General features: G+C 71.9%; 16 protein-coding genes and 3 pseudogenes. 9 read left to right on the top strand and 10 right to left on the bottom strand.

Annotated elements, in window-relative coordinates:
* Window positions 1–22: 22 nt before the first annotated feature.
* Window positions 23–2,392, bottom strand: coding sequence for a phosphoketolase family protein (locus D1J60_RS05035; RefSeq protein ID WP_125820287.1), 2,370 nt, complete (start codon window positions 2,390–2,392; stop codon window positions 23–25).
* A 240-nt stretch (window positions 2,393–2,632) separates the two neighbouring features.
* On the opposite strand from D1J60_RS05035, the gene D1J60_RS05040 reads away from it, so the two are divergent.
* Entirely contained in the window at window positions 2,633–3,508 is an 876-nt protein-coding gene (locus tag D1J60_RS05040) for a universal stress protein (RefSeq protein ID WP_125820288.1), read from the top strand.
* A 12-nt stretch (window positions 3,509–3,520) separates the two neighbouring features.
* Here the strand turns inward: D1J60_RS05040 and D1J60_RS05045 are convergent, their stop codons facing one another.
* Window positions 3,521–4,228 (bottom strand): response regulator transcription factor, encoded by a 708-nt coding sequence (locus tag D1J60_RS05045; protein ID WP_125820289.1) that lies wholly within the window; start codon window positions 4,226–4,228, stop codon window positions 3,521–3,523.
* Between the two features lie 265 nt (window positions 4,229–4,493).
* On the opposite strand from D1J60_RS05045, the gene D1J60_RS05050 reads away from it, so the two are divergent.
* Together D1J60_RS05050 and D1J60_RS05055 are read left to right on the top strand one after the other, a co-directional pair.
* Window positions 4,494–4,823, top strand: coding sequence for an STAS domain-containing protein (locus D1J60_RS05050; protein WP_125820290.1), 330 nt, complete (start codon window positions 4,494–4,496; stop codon window positions 4,821–4,823).
* A 91-nt stretch (window positions 4,824–4,914) separates the two neighbouring features.
* Window positions 4,915–5,186, top strand: a pseudogene (locus D1J60_RS05055) (pyridoxamine 5'-phosphate oxidase family protein).
* Window positions 5,187–5,197: 11 nt separating this feature from the next.
* Here D1J60_RS05055 and D1J60_RS05060 read toward each other — a convergent pair.
* Complete coding sequence (locus D1J60_RS05060; RefSeq protein WP_164720840.1) at window positions 5,198–6,886, bottom strand: GAF domain-containing sensor histidine kinase; 1,689 nt, start codon at window positions 6,884–6,886, stop codon at window positions 5,198–5,200.
* Between the two features lie 212 nt (window positions 6,887–7,098).
* On the opposite strand from D1J60_RS05060, the pseudogene D1J60_RS05065 reads away from it, so the two are divergent.
* A pseudogene (locus tag D1J60_RS05065) lies at window positions 7,099–7,466 on the top strand (polyphosphate kinase 2); the annotation flags it as partial.
* Between the two features lie 486 nt (window positions 7,467–7,952).
* Here D1J60_RS05065 and D1J60_RS05070 read toward each other — a convergent pair.
* The 4 genes and pseudogenes from D1J60_RS05070 to D1J60_RS05085 all read right to left on the bottom strand — a co-directional run bounded on the left by D1J60_RS05070 (window position 7,953) and on the right by D1J60_RS05085 (window position 10,955).
* Window positions 7,953–8,402: a universal stress protein gene (locus D1J60_RS05070; protein WP_164720841.1), complete on the bottom strand. Its 450-nt coding sequence runs from the start codon at window positions 8,400–8,402 to the stop codon at window positions 7,953–7,955.
* Window positions 8,403–8,848: 446 nt separating this feature from the next.
* A pseudogene (locus tag D1J60_RS05075) lies at window positions 8,849–9,106 on the bottom strand (HAD-IA family hydrolase); the annotation flags it as partial.
* Between the two features lie 80 nt (window positions 9,107–9,186).
* Window positions 9,187–9,873, bottom strand: a complete 687-nt coding sequence (locus D1J60_RS05080; RefSeq protein ID WP_125820292.1) for a pyridoxamine 5'-phosphate oxidase family protein — start codon at window positions 9,871–9,873, stop codon at window positions 9,187–9,189.
* A 5-nt stretch (window positions 9,874–9,878) separates the two neighbouring features.
* The gene (locus D1J60_RS05085) at window positions 9,879–10,955 is read right to left on the bottom strand and encodes an alcohol dehydrogenase catalytic domain-containing protein (RefSeq protein ID WP_125820293.1); all 1,077 of its coding nucleotides are present in this window, start codon (window positions 10,953–10,955) and stop codon (window positions 9,879–9,881) included.
* 185 nt (window positions 10,956–11,140) lie between these two features.
* Between D1J60_RS05085 and D1J60_RS05090 the strand changes: the two genes are divergently transcribed.
* The 5 genes from D1J60_RS05090 (at window position 11,141) to D1J60_RS05105 (ending at window position 14,810) form a co-directional block, all read left to right on the top strand.
* A complete protein-coding gene (locus D1J60_RS05090) occupies window positions 11,141–12,574 on the top strand; it encodes an MBL fold metallo-hydrolase (protein WP_125820294.1) in 1,434 nt (477 codons plus the stop codon).
* A complete protein-coding gene (locus tag D1J60_RS05095; protein ID WP_125820295.1) occupies window positions 12,474–13,058 on the top strand; it encodes a cyclic nucleotide-binding domain-containing protein in 585 nt (194 codons plus the stop codon). The genes D1J60_RS05090 and D1J60_RS05095 overlap by 101 nt, the downstream gene beginning before the upstream one ends.
* On the top strand, window positions 13,055–13,708 hold the full coding sequence (locus D1J60_RS05100; protein WP_125820296.1) for a CBS domain-containing protein: 654 nt from the start codon (window positions 13,055–13,057) through the stop codon (window positions 13,706–13,708). Before D1J60_RS05095 ends, D1J60_RS05100 begins: the two co-directional genes overlap by 4 nt.
* A gap of 175 nt (window positions 13,709–13,883) precedes the next feature.
* Window positions 13,884–14,036 carry a hypothetical protein gene (locus D1J60_RS37150; RefSeq protein ID WP_164720843.1) on the top strand — a complete coding sequence of 51 codons (153 nt, stop codon included), beginning with the start codon at window positions 13,884–13,886 and terminating at the stop codon, window positions 14,034–14,036.
* Window positions 14,037–14,129: 93 nt separating this feature from the next.
* Window positions 14,130–14,810, top strand: a complete 681-nt coding sequence (locus tag D1J60_RS05105) for a DUF6445 family protein (protein ID WP_125820297.1) — start codon at window positions 14,130–14,132, stop codon at window positions 14,808–14,810.
* Between the two features lie 63 nt (window positions 14,811–14,873).
* On the opposite strand, the gene rpsR is transcribed toward D1J60_RS05105, so the two are convergent.
* From rpsR to D1J60_RS05120, 3 genes are read right to left on the bottom strand one after another with little or no spacing between them, the layout of a single operon-like run.
* Window positions 14,874–15,110, bottom strand: a complete 237-nt coding sequence (rpsR, locus tag D1J60_RS05110) for a 30S ribosomal protein S18 (RefSeq protein WP_125820298.1) — start codon at window positions 15,108–15,110, stop codon at window positions 14,874–14,876.
* Between the two features lie 33 nt (window positions 15,111–15,143).
* The gene (locus tag D1J60_RS05115; protein ID WP_125820299.1) at window positions 15,144–16,295 is read right to left on the bottom strand and encodes a GTP-binding protein; all 1,152 of its coding nucleotides are present in this window, start codon (window positions 16,293–16,295) and stop codon (window positions 15,144–15,146) included.
* Window positions 16,295–16,540 (bottom strand): type B 50S ribosomal protein L31, encoded by a 246-nt coding sequence (locus D1J60_RS05120; protein WP_125595129.1) that lies wholly within the window; start codon window positions 16,538–16,540, stop codon window positions 16,295–16,297. The genes D1J60_RS05115 and D1J60_RS05120 overlap by 1 nt, the downstream gene beginning before the upstream one ends.
* Window positions 16,541–16,560: the final 20 nt, after the last annotated feature.

Here is a 16,560-nt window from a genome sequence, read left to right on the forward strand (position 1 = left end):
TGTGGTGGGTTCACCGGATGGCTCAGGAGGGCCAGGACCAGTCCGCGACCTCCGGCAGGTCGGTGCCGTGTTCCCGGATCCAGTCGTGGTGGCGGACGCGCTGGGCGGCCATGGCCCGGCGCAGGTCCCCGGCACGGCCCGCGAGACCGGGGACGCGGTCGATGACGTCCATGACCAGCCGGTAGCGGTCCATGTCGTTGCGGACCACCATGTCGAACGGGGTCGTGGTCGTGCCGGACTCCTTGTAACCGCGCACGTGCAGCTGGGAGTGGCCGCCACGGCGGTAGGCGAGGCGGTGGATCAGCCACGGATAGCCGTGGTACGCAAAGACCACAGGCCGGTCGGTGGTGAAGAGGGTGTCGTATTCGGTGTCCGTCATGCCGTGGGGATGTTCCTCGTGGGGCATGAGGCGGGCGATGTCGACGACGTTGACGACGCGGACGGCCAGCTCCGGGAGGTGCTCGCGGAGCAGTGCGGCGGCGGCCAGCACCTCCATCGTGGGCACGTCGCCCGCGCAGGCCAGGACGACGTCCGGGGTGCCTGAGCCGTCTTCGGTACCGGCCCACTCCCAGACTCCGGCGCCGCGCGCCACGTGCGCGCGTGCCTCGCCGATCGGGAGCCAGTCGAAGCAGGGCTGCTTGCCTGCGACGATGACGTTGACCCGGTCGCGGCTGCGCAGGGCGTGGTCGGCCACGGCAAGGAGGGTGTTGGCGTCCGGCGGCAGGTAGACGCGCACGACCTCGGGGCTCTTGTTGAGCACGTGGTCGACGAATCCCGGGTCCTGGTGCGAGAAACCGTTGTTGTCCTGGCGCCAGACGTGCGAAGTGAGCAGGTAGTTGAGCGAGGCGATCGGTGCCCGCCAGGCCAGTTCCCGCGCGGTCTTCAGCCACTTGATGTGCTGTCCGACCATGGAGTCGACGATGTGCGCGAAGGCCTCGTAGGTCGAGAACAGGCCGTGGCGGCCGGTGAGGAGGTAGCCCTCCAGCCAGCCCTGGCAGACGTGTTCGGAGAGGATCTCCATCACCCGGCCGTCGCGGGACAGGTTCCGGTCCGTGGCCTCGGTGGTGCCCTGCCAGGCCTTGCCCGTGGCTTCGTACAGGTCGTCCAGGCGGTTCGAGGCGGTCTCGTCGGGCCCGACGACCCGGAAGTCCCGGCGCGCGGCCGTCTCCCGCATGACCTGGGCGAGGAAACGCCCGAGGACGCGGGTCGGTTCGTGCAGGGTGTGGCCCGGCTTGTCGACCGGGACCGCGTGCCCGTCGAGCGCGGGCAGCGGCAGCGGGCGCAGCAGCCGGCCACCGTTCGCGTACGGCACGGCGCCCAGGCGGCGGTCGCCTTCCGGGACGCAGGCCAGGACCTGTTCGGTCGGACGGCCGTGGGCGTCGAAGAGCTCCTGCGGCCGGTACGAGCGCAGCCAGTCCTCCAGCTGCCGCAGGTGCGCGGGGTTCTCGCGTACCGCCGCGAGCGGGACCTGATGGGAGCGCCACGTACCCTCGACCGGGTCGCCGTCGACGGTGGCGGGCCCTGTCCAGCCCTTCGGTGTGCGCAGCACGATCATCGGCCAGAGCGGGCGTTCCCGCCCCGGTCCGGTGGCCGCGTCCCGGGCGGCGGCCTGGATGTCGGCGATGCGGTCCAGGGCGTGGTCCATCGCGCGGGCCATGGAGTGGTGGACCAGGGCGGGGTCGCTTCCGGTCACGTACAGCGGCTCGTGGCCGTAGCCGCGCAGCAGCGCGTCGAGCTCGGCCTCGGGGATCCGGGACAGCACCGTCGGGTTGGCGATCTTGTACCCGTTGAGGTGCAGGATGGGCAGGACGGCGCCGTCGTGGACCGGGTCGAGGAACTTGTTCCCGTGCCAGGACGCGGCCAACGGCCCGGTCTCCGCCTCGCCGTCTCCGATCACGCAGGCCACCAGCAGCCCGGGATGGTCGAAGGCGGCTCCGTAGGCGTGGGCGAGGGAATATCCGAGCTCGCCGCCCTCGTGGATGGAGCCGGGTGTCTCCGGTGCCACGTGGCTGGGCACTCCGCCGGGGAACGAGAACTGCCGGAACAGCCTGGCCATGCCTTCGGCGTCCCGTGACACGTCCGGGTAGGTCTCGCTGTACGTCCCTTCCAGCCAGGCGTTGGCCAGGACCGCGGGGCCGCCGTGACCGGGGCCCCAGACGCACAGGGCCTCCAGCGAGCGCTCGCTGATCACGCGGTTGAGGTGGGTGTGCACCAGATTCAGACCGGGCGAGGTGCCCCAGTGACCGAGCAGCCGTGGCTTGATGTGCTCCGGCTGGAGCGGTTCGGTCAGCAGGGGGTTGCCCATGAGGTAGATCTGGCCGACGGCCAGGTAGTTGGCGGCGCGCCAGTGGGCGTCCAGCTCCGCGATCGAGTGCGCGGTCAACGCGGTCATGTCCGCTCCTGCGGGTGAGGGCCAGGGACGTTCGTCGACTGAGCCGATGCCGACACCCTCTCGCGCCCGGCAGGTGGCCGCCAGGGGAGGACCGGCCCTCGGGGAGGGACCGTCGGCCCTTTCGCGCACCTGCCCGGCCCGGGGAAGGTGAATCCCGGAGGCGCCCGGCACTCCCCCCACGGGTGCCACCCGTCCGGTCATGAACCCCGATGCTCGCGCATCAGTACGGAGGTCAGAGCTGTGAAGCGCACCGTTGTCGTCGGCGTGGACGGTTCTCCCGAGAGCCGGGCCGCGGCCGGCTGGGCGGCTCGGGAGGCCGTACGCCGGGACATGCACGTGCACGTGGTCCACGCCTGGCTGTGGCAGCCGCTCGCTCTCCCGGTCGTCCAGGACCGCGACTCCGAGGCCCGCCGGGCCGAGGAGATCCTGGAGGAGACGGAGGCCGAGCTCTCACGCAGGCACCCGGCGCTCTCCCTCACCGCGGAGGTGGTGCCGGACGTCCCCGTACCGGCCCTGCTGGGCGCTGCCAAGAACGCGGAGATGCTGGTGCTCGGCACCCGGGGCCACGGCGCTCTGGCCGGCTTCCTGCTCGGTTCGTACGGGCAGCAGCTGATCGCCGCCGCCGCGTGCCCGGTCGTCTCCGTCCGGGCCCGGCACGGCACGGCGGTGACCCGGTCCGCAGAGGGTGAGGTGGTCGTCGGTCAGCAGGGCGGCGTAGAGGAGTCCGCCGACGTGCTGCGTTTCGCCTTCGAGGCGGCCTCGTCGCGCAAGGCCCCGCTGCGCGCGGTCCGGGCCTGGACTCTGCCCCCGGTCTACGCCTACAGCCCCGGGTCGATGTGGATCTCGGACCAGTTCGGCGGCCTGGAGCCGTTCGAGAAGGCGGCGCTGGAGCAGGCACTGGATCCGTGGCGGACGAGGTACCCGGAGGTGGTGGTCGCCGAGCACGTGGAGCTGGGCAGCGCGGGTCAGGTGCTGCTCTCCGCCGCTTCGGACGCCCGGCTGCTCGTCGTCGGCCGGCAGATCCGGGAATCGGCGCTGGGGTCACGCATCGGATCGGTGGCCCACGCCGTCCTCCACCACTGCGCCTGCCCCGTCGCTGTCGTGCCGCACCACTGAGGCGCCGCCGGCCTACTCCGCGATGCGGATCTGGTGCCGACCGGGCGGGGTCAGGGCGTGGCTGGCGATCACGGCAGCCTGGACGCGCCCCTCCACCCCAAGCTTGACGAACAGGCGCGAGATGGTGTTCTTGACGGTCTTCTCCGCGAGGTAGAGCTGCTTGCCGATCTCCCGATTGGTCAGCCCCTCGCTGACCATGAGGAGGATCTCCTTCTCCCGGTCCGTGAATCCGGGAAGCCCGGGAACCCGCTCCTCCTCGGGCACGTCTCCACGCACGCGTGCCATCAGCCGGGTGGTGGCCCCGGGGTCGAGCATCGACTGGCCCGAGGCCACCGTCCTGACGGCGGTCACCAGGTCGGTGCCGGTGATCTGCTTCAGGACGTAGCCGGAGGCCCCTGCCATCACGGCGTCCAGGAGGGCCTCCTCGTCATCGAACGACGTGAGCATGAGGCAGGCCAGTTGGGGCATCCGCGATCGCAGCTCACGGCACACGCTCACCCCATCGCCGTCCGGGAGCCTTACGTCCAGGATCGCGACCCGGGGGCGCAACGCCGGAATGCGGGCAAGCGCCTGTTCGGCCGTGCCCGCTTCGCCGACCACGGTCAAGTCGGGTTCGGCGTCCAACAGGTCGTGGACTCCCCTGCGTACGACCTCGTGGTCGTCGAGCAGGAAGACGCGAATGGGCTCGGCCGCGGGGGAGGTGGCACTGCTGCCGGTCATGACGCAACTCCTTCGCCTGGGTTCGTCCCTGGACACACGAACACCGGCATCCTGCCCGCTGGACGGGCCGGACGGACAGGGCCGATCGGCCCTCATCGGACCGCGGCGACCTGGCGGGCACCACCTGCGGTCCCTCCGATGAGGGACCTTCGGCCCTCCCCCGAGGGCCGGCCGGGACCTCCCCGGTCGACCCGGCGCCCGATGGACTGGTGGCGCACGGGGAACGCCGCGACTCCACGGAGCCGCACGCAGCACGGAGGATGTCATGACGACCACCGCTTTGATCGACCTCAGGACCGTGGCCCGGGACGACCACGGACTGCGGATCGCCATGGCCGGAGAGCTCGACTTCCACACGGCCGGACAAGTGAGGCCGAACCTGCTGGAACTCGCCGCCTCCGGGCACCGGCGCATCATCCTGGACCTGTGCCGGCTCTCCTTCTGCGACAGCGCCGGCATCGACCTCCTGGTCCGTCTCGACCGCCGCTGCCGCGCGGCAGGAACGCGACTCCTCCTGTGTGACGTGCCACCCCTGGTGGTCAACGCGATGCGGGTGCTCGCCGCCGACCGCGACCTGACGTTCGTCGTCTCGTGAGGGCGGAGCCGTTCGGGTCAGGCACAGCGTGACCCGGCAACGCCTGGGGCCGCCCGCCGGACGGAGCGCCTGCACGTACGCCGTCCGGCACATGCGTGAGCTGGACAGGGCCGCCGCGCTGGGGCTTCTCGCGACGGTGTCCCTGGGACGCCTCGCCTTCACTCACGCTCTGCCCGCCGTTCGACCGGTGAACCACCTCATCGACGGCGAGGACATCATCATCAGGATCCACGAGGGCGGTACAGGAGTTTGTTGCGCCCGTGGGCGAAACCACCGCTGACCAGCACCGTGCGGATCCACCCTGATCTCGTCACGGGGTTCCGGCTGGAGGCCGCACCGCCCTCCTCGGGCGTCTGCGGCTGACCCCGTCCCCCTTAGCCATTGCGGGCGAGCGGCGCCCGCCACACCAGCCGGCTGCCGCCCTCGTCGGGAGTCTCGACCGTGAAGGTGCCGCCCACCACCCGGGCCCGCTCGTCGAGGTTGCGCAGACCGCTCCTGCGCCCCTGCGCGGGGATGCCCACGCCATTGTCCGAGACGGTCAGTACGATCTCGCCCTGGCCGGCCTTGAGGATCACCGCGACCCGCGTCGCCTGCGCGTGGCGGGCCGCGTTGCTGAGGAGCTCGCCCAGTACCGCCACCACGTGGTCGGCGATCTGCGGAGGTACGTCCGTGTCGAGGAGCCCCTCCATGCTGAGGAGCGGCGGATGGCCGAGAGAGGTGGCCACGTCGCCGACGGCGCGGGCGGCGCGGGCGCGCAGCCCGGGTCCCCCGTCGCGGTCCTTGGTGCGCAGTCCGAAGATCGTCGATCGGATGATCTTGATGGTCTCATCCAGGTCGTCGACCGCCCGGCCGACGCGCTCGGCAGCCCCTTCGTGCTCCACGAGCCGGGCTGCGCTCTGCAGCGTCATGCCGGTGGCGAAGAGCCGTTGGATGGCCAGGTCGTGCAGGTCGCGTGCGATCCGGTCGCGCTCCTCCAGCAGTGCGATCTGTTCGGCGTCCCGGCGTCGTTCCGCCAGTTCCAGGGCTATCGCGGCCTGGCCCGCGAAGGCGACGAGCGGCTCCAGCTCGCCCTCGCCGAACGCCGGGTCTCCCGTCGGCCGGGCGAGCAGCAGGACGCCCCGGCTCTCCCCGCCCGCGGTCCCGAGCGGGACCGCCACCGCCGGTCCCAGCCCCTCCCATCCCTGCATCCGGGCCTCGGTCGCGTAGAGCCCGTCGTCCGACGCCTGCATCGCCGTCACGGGCTTGCCCGCCCGGTGCGCGGCCCCTGTGAGCGTGCCCTCGTACGGGACGACGAGCCCCTGCCGGGCGGCTCGGTCCGCGCCCGCCACGAATTCGACGACCAGGCCTTCACTGCCGTCCACCGGAACGGCGATGCTCGCGATCCGTGCAGCGGTGATCTCCTGGGCGCGGCGGGCGATGAGTTCCAGCACCGCCGGGCGCGAACTCCCGGACAGCAGGCTCTCGGTGATCTCCGCGTTGGCCCTGAGCCACCGCTGCTGGCGCTGCGCGCCCTCGTAGAGCCGCGCGTTGTCGATCGCCACGCCCGCCGCCACCGAGAGCGTGGTGATCACCGTCTCGTCCTCCGTGTCGAAGTCGACCCCGCCCCGCTTGTCGGTCAGGTAGAGGTTTCCGAACACCTCGTCACGGACGCGGATCGGCACACCGAGGAAGGTGCGCATGGGCGGGTGATGGGCGGGGAAGCCCTGGGAGGAGGAGTGCGCTCCCAGATCGGTCAGGCGCAGGGGCTCCGGGTGGTGGATGACCTCACCCAGCAGTCCGTGGCCGGCCGGCAGCGGGCCGATGGCAGCGATCTCCGCGTCGGTGAGCCCCACGGTCAGGAACTGCGCGAGCCGGCGGCCGTCGGGGCCGATCACGCCCAGAGCCCCGTACTCGGCGTCCACCAGTAGCGCGGCCGCCTCCACGATGCGCCGGAGCACCTGGGCGAGGTCCAGCTCCCGTCCCACCGACACGACGGCTTCGAGCAGGCTGTGCACCCGGTCGCGGGTGCCGCGCACCTCGTCGATGCGCACCTGGAGTTCGCCCAGGAGCTCGTCGAGCCGCATCCTCGGAACCTGCGTCAACGGATCCCCCACACCCACGCGTTTCCCCTCCGCCTGCCGCCAGAAAGCCCGACCTCGCGGCCAGGGTATCGACACGCCGAGGCCCGAAGGACGTGCTGGCGCACGGATGTCCCCCGTGACTGACTGGATCGAAACGCCCGCGACGATGGGGAGGCACGGACGCGGGACTCGGCAAGGCGGCCTACGAGGCGGAACTGCTGCGACTCCAGACGGAGCTGGTCAGGCTCCAGGAATGGGCGCGCGCGAAGGGGCCCGGTTGGTCGTCGTCTTCGAGGGCCGTGACGCGGCGGGCAAGGGGGGCACGACCAAACGCGTCGCCGAACACCTCAACCCCCGCGTGGCCCGCATCGCCGCCCTTCCGAAGCCGGCGGAGCGCGAGCGCACCCAGTGGTACTTCCAGCGCTACGTGGGGCACCTGCCGGCCGCTGGGGAGATCGTGCTGTTCGACCGGAGCTGGTACAACCGCGCCGGCGTGGAGCACGTCATGGGCTTCTGCACGCCCGCGGAGCACCAGCTCTTCCTGCGCCAATGCCCGGTCTTCGAGCGCATGCTGGTGGAGGCCTCCGACGCGGCCGAGGTCGCCGCGGCCGCGATGGGTGCACGGTACGTGTGTGTCCCATGACGTCCTCCGTGGCCGGTGTGCCGGCAGCGGTTCAGTACGGCAGGGGGCGGCCGGACGGCGTGCGCAGGTCCAGCGGGGCGGGCTTGTGGAGTTGCTTCGGCCGGGTCTGGATCCGTATGCGCTGCATCGTGGTCACCCTCTTCGAGGAACGGCGCCTGGACCGGCGTCCGGGTTCCACGGTCACGCTCCGGGGTGGGTGCGCCGCAGTGCCGAGCGGGCCCTTCTCTCGGGGCCGACCGGTCCGTTTCCGCGCGGGGCCGATCGGCCCACATGGCGCGCGCCGGGTGGCCGTACGGACCTGCTGGAAACTCGGTCCGCCCAGGTCAGCCGGACGTGGAGGACCGCCAGTCGCGTGGGACCGGCGCTCCTCCCTCGGAACTCTGCTTCACCGCTGCGGGACCCAAGGGGCCTGCCCGGTGGGTCAGGTCACTCGACGGACACGTCGTGCCGAACGATCGTCACCGGGCACGGGGCGTGAAGGGCCACCTGCTGGCTCACGGAACCGAGCAGTGCACGTCGGAAGCCACCGCGCCCTCGGCTGCCCACGACCAGCATCTCGGCGCCGTCGGCCACGTCCACCAGGACCTCGACCGGATGGCCGTGCACCAGGCGTTCCCGGACCAGCGAGGCGTGCTCTTCTCCGAGCACCGTGCGGACCTCCTCGACCAGGCGTCTCTGTGCGTCTTCCTCGTCGAACGTCGCGTCCACCGCGGGCGCCGACCAGGACGCTTCGCCGGGGACCTCCCAGGCCGTGACCGCCTCCACCTTTCCACCGACGAGACCGGCGTACCGGACCGCCCAGCGCAACGCGGCCTGGGACGAGGGCGAACCATCGACGCCCACCACGATCCTGGCTGCCGAATGCTGCGTCTCCATGCCCTTCACCCCTTTCGACGCTCTGCTTCCAGCGTGTGCGCCGGGCGGTCACACCGCCACAGGGCGACCCGCACCTCTGAATCTGTGCAGGTCAAGCCGGGGACACCGGCTCAGCCCCCGGAGCCTGAACCACCGTTCCTGGCCCGGGGCGGCCTGCGTGCCCCGGCCGCCGGGAAGCACCAAGGGCACCGGTCCCAGGAGCGAGGGCGGGACCCGGACGCCGAGCCGGCCGGGCCGGAAGCGGATGCGGATGTCCCGGTGCCGGAGGCAGGAGACGGAGAAGGCGGATCCGGGGACCTCGGTGAGTGGCACGGGGTCGATGTGATGTCGCCGAGCAGGGCCGGGTCGTAGCGCTGGTACTCCCATTGCCAGGCGCGGTTCACGGCGGCCCGCCGGTGAGGGCGGCGAGCGCTGCGGGCAGTCCCCCGTTCCGTGCGGGGATCGCGGGCCCTGTCGAGCCCGACCACCAGGCGGAAACCGCCGCGTCGGCCGGCCTCGACCCCGACCACTGCGTCCTCGACCACGGCCGCGCACCCCGGCTCCACACCGAGCAGGCGGGCCGCTTCGAGGAACAGGGCAGGTGCGGGCGTGCCGGGCAGTGACAGCGCGGCCGCTTCCTTGCCGTCGACGAGGACGTCGAACAGGCCGATGAGGTCCGCCGACTCCAGGAGGGCGCGGGCGTGGCGTGAGGCCGAGAGCGCGGCGCACCCGAGGTTCATCTCCCTCAGTCGCCGGAGTGCGGGTCGGACGTTGTCGGTGTCGAAGACGGCCCCGCTCGGGGCGTTCATGACTCGTGCACCACTCGGCGGCCCGTGAGGCGGAGGGGAGCGAGTTTCATCCAGTGGGTCCGGGGGCCGCCCGCCCACGGGTGGGAGCGGGCCGTCGTGGTCAGGTGCTGGATCTCTTCGGGGTCGGTGACGGCCTGCAGTTCGCCCACGGCGAGGACGCTCCAGCCGCCGGCGGTGACGTCGTCGATGTTGTCGATCTCGAAGGCGATCTCCGTGCCCGCCGCCCTGGCCGCGAGGGCCTCTGCGGCAGTCCGGAACACGATGGCGGTACCCACCACCATGTAGTTGACCGGGAGGACGGCCGGCCCCTCGGGGGTGAAGACCGCGATGCGGCCCACGCCGTGCGTCCCCAGGAGCATGCGGCACTCTTCCTCCTCCAGGGGGACGAGCGCGGTGTCGCGGCGGGCCGTGGCGCGACCGCGCACCCGGTCGGCGCTCGCGCCGGTGAGGTCGTCGACCGTGACGCCGAGGACGTCGGCGACCCGGACGAGGGTGCCCATGGCGGGGCTGGCGGCGTGCTCCTCCAGGTAAACGATGTAGTTGCCGTCGGCGCCGCACTTCCGGCCCAGCTCTTCCCGGCTCATGCCGAGGGCTTCACGGCGGGCCGCCAGGCGGCGGCCCAGGTCCGTGCGTCCGGCCGTCCCTCCGGACGGAGGGTAAGGGGTGCGGGAGATGCTCTTCATCGCGATCACTGCTCCAGGGGCGGTACGGCGACCGCGTCGTGTTGGGGGCCTCCGAGGACGACCTTGAGCGCGCCCGTCTCGCCGGCCCGGGAGAAGACGTCGTACGCCTCTTCCATCTGGTCGAGCTCGAAGCGGTGGGTGACCATCGCGGCCCCGGGAAGCCGGCCGGCGGCCATCATGCGCAGCAGCATGGGGGTGGAGTGGGTGTCGACAAGGCCGGTGGTGAGGGTGACGTCCTTGATCCACAGGTCTTCGAGGTGGAGGACGGCAGGCTTGCCGTGGACGCCGATGTTGGCGACCCGGCCGCCGGGACGGACCATGCGGGTGCACATCTCGAACGCCTCGGGCACGCCGACCGCCTCGATGACGACGTCCGCGCCGAGTCCGTCGGTCAGGTCCTCGACCAGCTTCTCCGGCTCCTCCTGCGCGCTGGCGGTGGCATCGGCGCCGAGGTCTCGGGCGGCGGCGAGCCGAGAGGCGGCCAGGTCGATGGCGATGGTTCGGTACGGGCTGTAGAGCGAGGCAGTGCCGATGGCCGCCAGCCCGATGGGGCCGGCGCCGACCACGACGACGGTGTCGCCGGGGCGGACGTTGCCGTTGAGGACGCCGACCTCGTAGGAGGTCGGGAAGATGTCGGCGAGCAGGACCGCTTCGTGGCTCGGCAGGGCGCTGGGCAGCGGGTGCACGGAGAGGTCGGCGAAGGGGACGCGTACGTACTCGGCCTGGGTTCCGTCGATGGTGTGGCCCAGGACCCAGCCGCCTCCTCCTCGGCACTGCCCGTAGCGGGCTTCGCGGCAGAAGCGGCAGCGGCCGCAGGCGGAGATGCAGGAGATCAGGACGCGGTCGCCGGGGCGGACGGTGCGGACGTCGCCGCCGGTCTCGACGACGGTGCCGACGGCCTCGTGGCCGAGGACGCGGCCCGGCGCGACCTCGGGGACGTCGCCCTTGACGATGTGCAGGTCGGTGCCGCAGATGGTGACGGCGTCGACCCGCACGATCGCGTCGGCGGCGTCCTTGATCGAGGGGTCCGGGACGTCCTGCCAGGAGGTCTGTCCGGGCCCGTGGAAGACGAGTGCCTTCATGGCGCGGCTCTTTCTCTGTGCGGTGCGGAAGTGGGGTCACCGCCAGCCTGTGCCCGTATCCCGCCGTCACGCTTGGGCCGGTCGGCCCCTCACCGGGGACCGGTAGGGCCCCTCCCGCCCGGCCCGGCCGGTGCGACGGTGAAGTCCGGCATCCGTCCCGAGAAGCCGGAAAGGATGGGCCTGCCATGTCTCAGCCGACCCCGTCTCCCACGTCCGTCACCGCCGCGACCCGGCCGGCGCTGCTGCGCTTCCTGGGGGGTGTGCGGACGGTGACCGGGAGCAAGTTCCTGGTCGAGAGCGACCACGCCCGGATCCTCGTCGACTGCGGACTCTTCCAGGGTGTCGCGGACCTGCGACGCCGCAACTGGGACAAGCTGCCCTGCGACGCCTCCGACATCCATGCCGTCGTGGTCACCCACGCCCATCTGGACCACTGCGGCTATCTGCCGCGCCTGGTCCGGCAAGGCTTCCGCGGTCCCATCCTGACCAGCGCCCGCACGGCCCGCCTCGCCGAGATCGTGCTCCGCGACAGCGCCCGCCTCCAGTCGGAGGCCGCCGAGCACGCCAACCGGCACGGCTGGTCCAAGCACCGGCCCGCCAAGCCCCTGTACGACGATGACGACGTCGACCACACGGTGAAGTTCTTCGACCCGGTCTCCTTCGGCAGCGAGGTCGAGATCATGGCCGGAACGAAGCTCACGCTCCACCGCGGCGGCCACATCCTCGGCTCCGCCTGGGCCCACCTGACCCTGGAGGACGGCCACACCCTCGCCACCAGCGGCGACCTCGGCCGGCCCGGCCACCCGCTCCTCCTGCCACCCGAGCCGTTCGCCGGCGCCGACGTCCTGCTCATGGAGTCGACGTACGGCAACCGCCGCCACGACCACGAGACCGCGCGACGCGCATTCGCCTCGGTGATCACCCGCACGCTCTCCCGGGGCGGCACGGTCGTCATCCCGGCGTTCGCGATCGACCGCACCGAGGTCGTCCTGCACGAACTCGCCGCGCTCCGGGACGACGGCACGCTCCCCCGCCACGTGCCCGTCTACGTCGACAGCCCCATGGCCCTGGCCGCCCTCGACGTCTACCGCGACGCCGTACGGGCCCACTCGCCCGAGCTGCGACCCGAGATCCTCGCCGCCGGTGAGTCCGCCATCAGCCCGGACCCGTTCCTCGCCGCCCGCACCGTCCAGGAGTCGATCGACATCAACGGCGCCACCGGCCCGGCGATCATCGTCTCCTCCGCCGGCATGGCCACCGGCGGCCGCGTACTGCACCACCTCCACCGCATCCTCCCCGACCCCCGCAACGCCGTCGTCATCGTCGGCTTCGCCGCCGCCGGCACCCGCGCCCGGGACCTGGTCGACGGCGCCCGCGTGCTGAAGATGTTCGGCGAGTACGTCCCCGTGCGCGCCGAGGTCGCCGACGTACCGCACTTCTCCGCCCACGCCGACGCCGGCCAGATCATCGACTGGCTGCGCTCCGCGCCGCCCCCGCACACGACCTACCTCGTCCACGGTGAGGAGAGCGCCGCCGAGACCCTGCGCGACCGGATCACGGACGAGCTGGGCTGGACGGCCGTCGTACCCAGGTCCGGGGAGGCCGTCCTGGTCCGCTGAGAAGGGCCGGCCGGCCCCGCGGTCTGCACCGCGCGGCCCTGCCGGCCCCCACGGCACCCGGCAGGGTGAGGGGGAAGGGTTGGAGGCACACCATGAGCACCGTGCGCAGCATCCTCGAACAGATGACTCAGGAAGCCCGCGAGGCCCTGCTCGCCCACTCCACCGGGTCACGTTCCCGGCCGGCACCAGCATCTTCAAGGAACACCAGCGGGCCGAGAAGTTCTGGATCATCGAATGCGGCACCGTCGACCTCGACACCCACGTGCCCGGCCACAAGAACGCCGTCATCGACACCCTCCGCCACGGCGAACTACTCGGCTGGTACTGGATGTTCCGCCCCTACACCTGGCACCTGGGCGCCACCGCCTCCCGCGAGGTCACCGCCCTCGAGTTCGACGCCGCCACCGTACGGGAGCTGTGCAACGAGGACTCGGCCGTCGGCCGGTCCCCCGCTCGCCTACGCACGCTGAGGACCCCGCCATGACCTCCACCCCCTACACCGTCGCCGACGTGATGACCACCAAGGTCATCGCCGTCACCCCGGAGACAGGCTTCAAGGACATCGCCGCCGCGATGGAACGCTGGAAGGTGACCGCCCTCCCCGTCATCCAAGGTGAAGGCCGCGTCGTCGGCGTCGTCTCCGAAGCCGACCTCCTGCCCAAGGAGGAGTTCCACGAACACCGCCCGGGCCTGATCGAGCAGATGCGCCGCCTGGGCGACACCGCCAAGGCCGGATCCACGCGCGCCGAGGACCTCATGACCACCCCCGCCGTCACGATCCGCCCCGGCGCCACCCTCCCCCAGGCGGCCCGCCTCATGACCGAGCGGCACATCAAGCGCCTCCCGGTCGTCGGCGCCGACGGCACCCTCAAGGGCATCGTCAGCCGCGCCGACCTCCTCAAGGTCTTCCTCCGTACGGATGAGGACCTCACCACGGAGGTCCGCGAGAGCGTCGTCAAGCGCCTCTTCCCGCTCTCCCACGAAGCAGTCAAGGTCACCGTCTCCCACGGGATCGCCACCCTGACCGGCCACGTGAAGGACCACACCCTGATCCCTCTCGCCGATCGCCTCACCCACTCCGTCGAAGGAATCGTCGACGTGCGCTGTCGGCTTGAAGCCGGCTCCGACGGTTGACGAGCGAAACCGAGCCGTGCCGTCGGTTGGCCCTCGTCCCCGCCCAAAGGTCCGACAACCGGGCCCGGCTCAGTGCCGTCCTCGTCCTCCAAGTGTCCCTCCAGCCGGCCGGGGTCATGTGACCGTCGCTCCTCCAGGTGGCGTCAACCTGTGCGGGCTGGGCGCGGGCGGCTCCGTGAGCCCGGTGCCGGCGGCGCTGCCGCGCAGCGCCGGCAGCATCGTCGGCGGCGGTTCCGCCCGCCTGGTCAACCACACCCCGCGTCTGCCGCGGGTGGACGGGGACCGACTCAGGTCGGCGCTCGACCACGCCCGCGGTCCAATGCCGTGACGGGGAGGGTCCAACGGAGAGAGACCAACTCTTGCCGCAGTCTTGCCCACCGCTTTGGTGAGCCTTCGACGGAGCCGAACTAGCCTTCCCGCCATGCCCATTCGCCCGCCACGTCCCCTGGCCCTGCCGGTCCTGCCGTACCGCAAGCCCACCCGCGGCCGTGACTACTGGGTCCTGGACGACGTGCTTCCCGACGTGGACGCCGTACGGGCCCGCTGCCTGGCGAAGGAGGACTGGGTCCAGGGAGCCCCGCACAAGCCCGAGCCCTGGCCGGGGCTGCGCGCCATGCCCGGACTGGAACCGGACGAACTGGCCCGCGTGGAGCGGAAGGTGCGGCAGGCGACCGGGGCCCAGCGGATCTGGCCCGAGAACCCGGCCGGCGCCGGCACCTTCAACCACAACTGCGTCCAGGTCGTCGGCAAGGACGAGTGCGAGCCCCGCCCGCACACCGACTCCCGCACCCTGTGCCGCTACGCCGCCGTCCTCTACCTCAGCCCGGCCATCCCCAAGGACTGCGGCACCAGCTTCTACCGCCAGCAGCTCCCGGACGGCGCCCTCGGCGGCAATCAGGTCCTCGCCCCCCACAACAACCTGGTCGACGCCCTCGGCACCCGCTTCGTCCCCGAGGACTCCTTCACCGAGGACGTCCGCGTCCCCCACCGCTACAACCGCCTGCTGCTCTACTCGGCCAACCTCATCCACAGCGCGACGGGCTACTGGGGCACGACACTGGATGACAAGCGGATGACAGCGGTCTTCTTCTGGATGGCCTAGCACCGGTCGCCGGGCAGCCAGGACGTCGCGGCGACCCGCGCATGCGGGATGGGCCGGGCTCCGTCAGCGGCTTGCGTACGGCAGTAGGGCCATCTCGCGCGCGTTCTTGATGGCGGTGGCGAGGGCCCGCTGCTGCTGGGCCGTCACTCGCGTGACGCGGCGACTGCGGATCTTCCCGCGGTCGGAGATGAACCTCCGGAGCAGGTCGGTGTCCTTGTAGTCGATGGACGTGATCCCGGCGACGTCGAGGGGATTGGGCCGGGACTTCACGGGCTTGCGGGGGTACGGAGTTCGGGCCATGGTGGCGTCTCCTTGAATTGGTCGTCGGACGGTTCAGGCGGCGTTGAGGAGGGAGTCGAAAGCGGCGGGCAGGCCCTTCCAGGCCTCGCGCCCGGCCGTGTACTCGGCGTCCGTCAGCAGGCAGGAGTCGAGGAGCCGCTCCAGCCCGTCCCGGTCGAGACCGGGCGAGGTGAAGACGAGGTGCTGGCAGCAGTCTCCGTGGTCCGGGTGCCAGTCGAGCGCGGCAGCCGCGCGGCGCATCGGCGGAACCATCTCCCACGCCGCGTCCGGCAGCGATGCCAGCCAGGGGCCGGCGCTCTCCACGCACAGGGCTCCTCCGGCCGCGTCCCAGGCGAGCAGCGTGTCGGGGCGGTCGGCGAGCCAGAACCGGCCCCGGCTGCGGGCCGCGGCGCAGCACAGGTCCTCGAGCGCCTGGTAGAGGCGTTCGGGGTGGAAGGGCCGCCGGCGGCGCCAGACGAGCGTGGCGACGCCGGCTTCGTCGGCGTCCTGGGGCAGGAGCGCGCAGGCGGGGTGCTGGGCGGCCGCGGCGGCCTCGACGTCGAAGCCTGCGAACGCCGCCCGGGCGAGTTCGACGGAACCGGCCAGCACCCGCTGGGCGGTGGGGTGCAGCTGCGCGAGGAGCGCGCGGTCCTCGTCGTCGGCCTCTTCGCTGTCGACGAGGGCGAGGACCGGAGCGTACTCCAACTGCCGGGCCCAGGTGTCCCCGATGGTCCTCTGGTCGGTGGGGGCCGCGGCGAGGCCGGCTTCGGCCAGGTCGTCGCCGTTGCCGAGGCAGGGCAGGACGAGCGCGGGGTCCACGGCGGTGATCACGTTCGTCAGGACGAATCGGTCTCCGCCGTGGCCCGCGATGACCTCGGCCATGGCCTTCGGTTCGACCGAGTCCCACAGCTCGACCACGGCGAGCCGGGCCAGGCCGCTGTCCGCCATCCGCTCCAGTTCCGGCACCAGGTCCTCGCGCAGGGCGCAGCACGCGCAGTCGTTGACCAGCGGTGCATCACCACGGGTGAGGGTGCCGGAGGCGTCGCGGACCTCGCGGAGCACGGTGCCGTCGGAAGCTCTGGCCAGGTCGTGGTGGAGCGCGACGCTGCCGTGCACGGACCGCAGCAGGCGTTCGACGACCTCCTTGCGTGCGTCGGCGTGCATTCCGGCGACGATCACGACGGGGAGCTGGTTCTCGCGGTCCATCACCGGGTTCCGTAGCGGCGCTGGAACTTCTCGACACGGCCGGCGGTGTCGAGGACGCGGGCGGTGCCCGTGTAGAAGGGGTGGCTCGCGGAGGAGATCTCGACGTCGACGACCGGGTAGGTGTTGCCGTCCTCCCAGTCGATCGTCTTGTCGCTCGTCATCGTGGAGCGGGTGAGGAAGGCGGTGCCGGAGGCGGTGTCGCGGAAGACGACGGGCCCGTAGGCGGGGTGGATGCCGGGCTTCACGGCAGGAACCTTTCGACGGT

Origin of the sequence: Streptomyces sp. W1SF4 (assembly GCF_003950035.1) — a bacterium.
Classification (GTDB): domain Bacteria; phylum Actinomycetota; class Actinomycetes; order Streptomycetales; family Streptomycetaceae; genus Streptomyces; species Streptomyces racemochromogenes.

Excerpts from the sequence above, each read along its gene's own strand:
- D1J60_RS05035 (WP_125820287.1), bottom strand. The coding sequence starts at position 2,392 with ATGACCGCGTTGACCGCGCACTCGATCGCGGAGCTGGACGCCCACTGG.
- D1J60_RS05045 (WP_125820289.1), bottom strand. The coding sequence starts at position 4,228 with ATGACCGGCAGCAGTGCCACCTCCCCCGCGGCCGAGCCCATTCGCGTC.
- D1J60_RS05050 (WP_125820290.1), top strand. The coding sequence starts at position 4,494 with ATGACGACCACCGCTTTGATCGACCTCAGGACCGTGGCCCGGGACGAC.
- D1J60_RS05060 (WP_164720840.1), bottom strand. The coding sequence starts at position 6,886 with ATGCGGCTCGACGAGCTCCTGGGCGAACTCCAGGTGCGCATCGACGAG.
- D1J60_RS05070 (WP_164720841.1), bottom strand. The coding sequence starts at position 8,402 with ATGGAGACGCAGCATTCGGCAGCCAGGATCGTGGTGGGCGTCGATGGT.
- D1J60_RS05080 (WP_125820292.1), bottom strand. The coding sequence starts at position 9,873 with ATGAAGAGCATCTCCCGCACCCCTTACCCTCCGTCCGGAGGGACGGCC.
- D1J60_RS05085 (WP_125820293.1), bottom strand. The coding sequence starts at position 10,955 with ATGAAGGCACTCGTCTTCCACGGGCCCGGACAGACCTCCTGGCAGGAC.
- D1J60_RS05090 (WP_125820294.1), top strand. The coding sequence starts at position 11,141 with ATGTCTCAGCCGACCCCGTCTCCCACGTCCGTCACCGCCGCGACCCGG.
- D1J60_RS05100 (WP_125820296.1), top strand. The coding sequence starts at position 13,055 with ATGACCTCCACCCCCTACACCGTCGCCGACGTGATGACCACCAAGGTC.
- D1J60_RS05105 (WP_125820297.1), top strand. The coding sequence starts at position 14,130 with ATGCCCATTCGCCCGCCACGTCCCCTGGCCCTGCCGGTCCTGCCGTAC.
- rpsR (WP_125820298.1), bottom strand. The coding sequence starts at position 15,110 with ATGGCCCGAACTCCGTACCCCCGCAAGCCCGTGAAGTCCCGGCCCAAT.
- D1J60_RS05115 (WP_125820299.1), bottom strand. The coding sequence starts at position 16,295 with ATGGACCGCGAGAACCAGCTCCCCGTCGTGATCGTCGCCGGAATGCAC.